Origin of the sequence: Streptomyces sp. NPDC050448, assembly GCF_040655295.1 — a bacterium.
Taxonomy (GTDB): domain Bacteria; phylum Actinomycetota; class Actinomycetes; order Streptomycetales; family Streptomycetaceae; genus Streptomyces.
The window spans coordinates 1-5942 of record NZ_JBFAJR010000089.1 but is presented as its reverse complement, the minus strand read 5'-3'; the positions used below and the strand labels follow the sequence as shown (position 1 = coordinate 5942).

General features: G+C 69.5%; 5 protein-coding genes. 4 read left to right on the top strand and 1 reads right to left on the bottom strand.

Annotated elements, in window-relative coordinates:
* The first annotated feature begins 94 nt into the window (after positions 1 to 94).
* Positions 95 to 793: an ATP-binding protein gene (locus AB0I68_RS38575; protein WP_363182116.1), complete on the top strand. Its 699-nt coding sequence runs from the start codon at positions 95 to 97 to the stop codon at positions 791 to 793.
* A 65-nt stretch (positions 794 to 858) separates the two neighbouring features.
* Complete coding sequence (locus AB0I68_RS38570; protein ID WP_363182115.1) at positions 859 to 2028, top strand: hypothetical protein; 1170 nt, start codon at positions 859 to 861, stop codon at positions 2026 to 2028.
* Positions 2029 to 2177: 149 nt separating this feature from the next.
* On the opposite strand, the gene AB0I68_RS38565 is transcribed toward AB0I68_RS38570, so the two are convergent.
* Entirely contained in the window at positions 2178 to 4619 is a 2442-nt protein-coding gene (locus AB0I68_RS38565; RefSeq protein ID WP_363182114.1) for a Helicase associated domain protein, read from the bottom strand.
* 252 nt (positions 4620 to 4871) lie between these two features.
* Here AB0I68_RS38565 and AB0I68_RS38560 point away from each other — a divergent pair, with 252 nt between their 5' ends.
* Both AB0I68_RS38560 and AB0I68_RS38555 read left to right on the top strand, forming a co-directional pair.
* Entirely contained in the window at positions 4872 to 5180 is a 309-nt protein-coding gene (locus AB0I68_RS38560; protein WP_176740405.1) for a transposase, read from the top strand.
* A complete protein-coding gene (locus tag AB0I68_RS38555; protein ID WP_363182113.1) occupies positions 5177 to 5911 on the top strand; it encodes an IS3 family transposase in 735 nt (244 codons plus the stop codon). Before AB0I68_RS38560 ends, AB0I68_RS38555 begins: the two co-directional genes overlap by 4 nt.
* Positions 5912 to 5942: the final 31 nt, after the last annotated feature.

Genomic DNA, 5942 nt, shown 5'->3' with positions numbered 1-5942 from the left:
GGGTATTTCCTCGGTGCAGGCATCGTCTGGGCTCCTCTCATGAAACCCATCTGACCCTCTGTCACTCAATCCCGCATCTCGGGGGAACCTCACGATGGCGATGAAGGAGACGCTGGCCAATCTCACCGAGGTGATCGACGTCCGCGGCATGATGTGCCTCTACGGGCCGGCTGGGCTGGGCAAGACGATGTCGGTCAACGCCGCCCTGCGCGAGCTCGCCCCCAAGGCCACGCGCCGTATCGAGTTCCGCGGCCGCCCCACCGTGCTGGACATCCGCCACAACCTGTTCAACGTGCTTGCTGTGCCCGGGAAGCCGCCGCGGCAGCCGACCGCGTTCGACACGCTGTTGAAAGATGTCCTGTCCGATGAGTTCCGGGTGCTGGTCTGTGATGAGGCTCAGTGGCTGCGGGAGGAGTCGTTCGAGTATTTCCGGCATCTGTTCGACGACCTGTACACCGACATCGCGATCGTTTTCGTCGGCGGCGGGAACACCTACGAGGTGTTGGCCGGCAAGGACATGCTGGCTTCCAGAGTGCATATCTGGCAGGAGTTTCGGCCGCTGACCCGTGCGGAGGTCCTGACCACGATCCCGGCCTACCACCCGGTGTGGCTCGGCGTGGATCCCGATGACCTGCTCTATTGCGACGACGTGGCCGCCCACGGTGTCTTCCGCACCTGGGCGAAGATCACCTACCACCTGGGGCGCGCTCTGGACGCGACCGACGGTCTTGAGGTCGACCGGGACCTGCTGCGCTGGGTCTTCAGCAAACTCGGCCGCCGCACCCTGCCGTGAGCAGTCCCGGCCCCACCCCCCGCTCTGTCCGCCGCGCCCCGGCGCCTAGCCGAGACGCCACGCCCGTGAACGACACGTCCCCTGCCGTCACCGTTGTCCTCGACCCCGGCGACGATGCCGCCATCACCCGGGCGGCGCTCGCCGCGCACGACCCGGCGGCCGGCCGCGTCACCGTGCACCCCGCTCCCGGCACGAGAAGCGACCTGTACTTTGCCCACGACGTTCTGGCGGCGCTGGGCAAGCCCGCGGATCTGCCGGGCTTCACGCTTTCCCGGGCCCCGGTGTGGGAGGCAGCCACCGCCTGGATGGCCGCGATCCCTGTCAGACGACTGACAGTGCTGCGCGCTCACCTGCTCACCCGTGAACGTCTGCGGCGCCTGCTCGACCTGCGGGCGTTCACGGGGGCGCATCTGGTCCTGGTTTGCCACCGCGCCCGGCTGACCGCCGCCCTGAACGACACCCTCACCGATGTGCCCTGCACCCTCACCCACGCCCGTGCCGGCTTCTTCGCCGAGTCCGCCGAGTCCGCCGAGTTCGCCAACTCCGTCGAGCTCGCGGCTCGCGGCCTGGACGGGCCTGCTGCGCGGCGGCGCACTGACGGCGGCTGGATCACGGTGCCGGCGCTGGACCGGCTCGCGGACTGGGATGGACAGGAACGCTGCACCGGGTGTCTGCCGCCGCCGATCAGTTGGCGATACCGGCCCCGGCCCAGTCCGTGTTCGCCGCGGACCACCGCAGAGATCGCCCACCGCATTCACACCGTGACCGCGCACCCCCGCCTGGCCGCCGCGCTGGCCGCCGCTGTGTTCACCGGGGCTGCCGGGCAGCAGTTGGGCACCGTCCGTCTGGCGGACTGGGACCGGGAAGCCTCCACCCTGGCCCTGCACGACCCGGCCGGCGAGGTCGACGGCTGCGCCACCCATCCAGTGCCGGCCTGGGCAGCGCTCTTCCTGGATGCCGCCGTCCACTTCACTCCTCTCGCCCCCGTACCCGGTCTGCCCCTGCTCATCGGGCCCGAGGAACATCCCGCTCTGCTCCGGCTCGCCGAACAGGCCCGGCTGCGCCCACCTCAACCGGACACGGACAACGCGTCCGATGCCGTTTCGGTCCGCGGGGTGGAGTGGTTCTACCGGCAGCTGAAGGAGACGGGCCTGGATAGTGAGGCGCCCCAGCCGGTCCGGCGCCCTCGACTGCGAGGGCGACGGGCAGAGAACCCATCGGCCGCCGCACCCTAAGCAGCCGCAATGGCCTGTGGCCGGCCGCCGGACCGAGCCCGGGCCGGGGTAGGAGGCCGGCGATGGCCGCCCCGGGCTGACGGGTGGATACAGCGGCGCCGCCTGGATGGCGTGCGGGGATTGCTGTGGTCCTGCGTCTGTCCTTGGTGTCAGCTCCAGCGCATGCCCAGGCCGTCTAGCGCTTCGATGCGCTGTGGTGGGAGGTTGCCTCTGCGGGAGCGCTGGTTGGAGATCCACACGCCGAGTTTGATTTCCGTGCCGTCGAGGGTTTCGATGTGCGGGCGGGGGATGTTCAGGTGTCCTTCGCGTTGGGCGTAGGCCTGTGCGGCGGCGAGGTTCCGCCGGAACTTGTCGTCCTGGGCTATCCGTTCCATGTGCCCGGTGGCTGGTGCGGTGTCGGCGCAGGGCCCCAGGCCGATTTCGCTCAGCAGTCGGCGCTGTTCGGGGTTGAGGGTGTCCCAGGCTGTGTGCTGGCGGGTGCGCCACAGCCCGATGTCTTCCCCGGCCTGCATGTGGCCGGGTGCGATGTCGGGGGATCCGCCCTCGGTGAGGTGCCGGTACAGCAGGACGTAGCGGCGCTGCCACGTCACATCCCATGGGGGGCACCAGTACGGGTCGATGGCCGTCAGGGCTTTCTTGCGGGCGGTGGTGAGCGCTCCTGGGGCATCGGCCGGGATCCGTGCTTCGCGCCGGCGGTTGGCCAGCCATGTACCGAGGGGGTAGCCGTCCAGGGATGTCTCGTGCGGAGCCGCGAGGTGCCCGTGGACCGTGTGATAGGCGCGGGCCACTGAGAGCCCTTCGTTGAACACGTGGTCGGGGTGGCTCCACACCATGCCCAGTTGTTCCAGCGCGGCGATACGCACGGGCGAGAGTCTGCCGGCCTGGTAGGAGCGGCGCTGGTCGCCGATCCACACGCCCAGAGGGAACCTGCCATCTTTCGCGACGTAGGGAACGACCAGGTGCCTGTGCTCGGCGTGGAAGCGCCGTGCGGCCGTCAGGCCGTTCAGCCACACCCGGGACTCGGGTCTGATCACGCGCAGGGTCACGAAAGCGGCGATGTCAGCGGGATCCCTGGTCTGTGAGAACAGCACCATCAAGTCTTCCCTCCGGGCCCCCGCGACCCGGTCGCTGGTGCCCGGCCCGGTGGCGAGCCGGTCCACGACCTCGGTGTCGTGAGCACGCAGCGCGGTGAGGACCCTGACCAGCGGCAGGTAGGCACCGGACCCCAGCCAGTCCCCACCGCGCTCGTCGGAGCCGAGGAAGACCGGCACCAGCAGAGAGGCGATTTTGTCCCCGCGCGGTCCCTGCCGCAGGGCACGGCCGACGGTCTGCACGGTGTCGACGATCGACTCCCTGGGATCGCTGAAGACCACCGAGTCGACGGCCGGTATATCGACGCCCTCAGCCAGGACTCTTGCGCTGGAGAGCACCGCGCGCTCCACGACCACGCCGTCTGTACGGTGGCCATCGGCGAACTCTCCCAGCACCACCCGCCGGTGGGGCATCCGGTGGCCGCCGTGCAGCCAGCCGGACCACACCGTGCGCGGGTAGAGCGCCGGATCCCGCTCGTGAAGCCGCCTTGACGACCTCTCCAGCGACTCGGCGAAGGCACGTGCGTCCGCGACACGGTGGTGGAACGTCATCACCCGCTGCAGATCATGCTCTGCAGCGGCTTTGAGTACCGCTGCCTGCAGCGCCTCCAGCCGCCATTCCTGAGCCGCCTGCGCACCCACTCCGCCCGTCACCGCCGGTTCCGGCACAGGGTCGCGGATTTCCAGCACCACTATCTGGTAGCGGGCCAGCAGCCCGCGGTCGATCGCCTCGGCCAGGGTGAGCCGGTACACCACCGGCCCGAAGACCCGCTCGTCGTCCATCGAGGCGACCAGAGCCTGCTCCCCGGCCGGTTCGATGGTCTCGGACCACGGCTCGGCCACCCGCGGAGTAGCTGTCAGATACAGCCGGCGATCCGCCGGGACCGCGGCATTGTCGTGGATGGCGGCCCACGGTTTGCCCCATGGGCCTGAGGTGCGGTGTGCCTCGTCGACGATGACCAGGTCCCACCGGCCAAGGCCGGCCGCGTGGGCCTTCACGAGCACCGGCAGCGACGTGTAGGTGGCAAAGACCGTGGCCTGCTGCGCCTTGTCGACCCATCCCAGCACCTGGCGCGAGTCGGTCGTGCAGGGCACTTTGGCGGCCTCCAACTCCGGGTCCCCGCGTAGTGAGCAGACCGCCACCATGGGCCCCCTCCGGCCTGCACCACGCCACGCGGCCACTGTCTGCACCAGCAGGTCCAGCGTGGGCAGCAAGACCAGCACCCGGCCCGGGCGGGCGACGCGCCCCGCGATCGTCGCACCCATGAGGGTCTTGCCCGTCCCGCACGCCGAAACGATCGTCGCCCGTAGCCCCATCTCAGCTGCACCTTGCGCAGGAACCCTCCCCAACGCGCGGACCGCCGCGTCCACAGCCTCGGCCTGATGCGGCCGCAACGCCCAATTACCTGTCACCGACAAACTCTCCCGACGTGTCAGGGAAAGGACCGCCCGGACCAGCCCCTTCACCCCTCGATGACGGTAACGGGCACCCTTGTTCACGCTGTCCGTGCGTGGGACCCACCTGCTCGTCATCCATCGAGGCAACCAGAGCGGGCACCCCGTCCGGTTCCCTGTCCGGCTCGTCGGCCATAGCCGGCCACCCGCGGGGATGACGGCGTCATCATGATCGAGGACCACGGCTTGCCCTAAGGCCCCGACGTGCGGTGCGCCTCGTCCACGATCTGAGGTTCCCCCGAGATGCGGGGTTGAGTGACAGAGGGTCAGATGGGTTTCATGAGAGGAGCCCAGACGATGCCTGCCCCGAGGAAATACCCGCTGGAGTTGCGTGAGCGTGCGGTGCGGATGTACCGGACTGCCGAGCCGAAGCCTGTGATCCGCCGCATGGCCGAGGAGCTCGGCGTGCACCACGAGGCCCTGCGCAACTGGATCCGTCAGGCCGAGGCCGACGCCGGCGAGCGGGACGACCTGCTCACCACTGCCGAGCGTGAGGAGCTTGCCGCCCTTCGGAAGGAGAATGCCCAGCTCAAGCGGGCGAACGAGGTCCTGCGGACGGCCTCGGCTTTTTTCGCGGCCCAGCTCGACCCGACCCGGCCCAGGTGAGAGCGCTCCTCGACGAGCACCCGCGCCTGGGGGTCGAGCCCGTACTCCGGGAACTTTCCATCCCCTCCTCCACCTACTACCGCTGGCGCCAGGCCGAGACCGAGCCGTGCGAACGGCGCCGCCGGGACGCCGAGCTGACGGGCATGATCCGCCAGGTCCACGACGAATCCGGCGGGAACTACGGCTCGCCGCGCGTGCACGCCGTCCTCAAACGTGAGGGCGTCCACGTCGGCCGCAAGCGCGTCGAACGGCTCATGCGCCAGGCAGGCCTGGCCGGGATCAGCCCACGCCGGGGCAAGAGCTTCACCCGTCGTGACCCAGACGCCGACCTCGCCCCTGACCTGGTCCAACGCGACTTCACCGCGATCGGGCCGAACCGGCTGTGGGTCACCGACCTGACCGTGATCGCGACGCTGGAGGGCCCGCTGTGGCTCTCCGCCATCCGGGACGCGTTCTCCCGCCGGGTAGTGGCCTGGGAAACCTCCGCCCGCGCCGACGCGGACCTGGTCCTGACCTCGCTGGAGTATGCCCTGGCCAGCCGTGAAGTCACCCCGGGTGAGCTCATTCATCATGCAGACCACGGCTGTCAATACACGTCCGTGAAGCTCACAACACGCCTGGTCAGGGCCGGGATCCAGGCGTCCATGGGCTCGGTCGGCGACTCGTTCGACTGTCAGTCTCTTCGCACCGGATCCCGCAAGGATCGGGTAGCCCCGGCCGAGGCGGTCTGACTCTTGCTTACGACTGACCCCACGGGTGTCC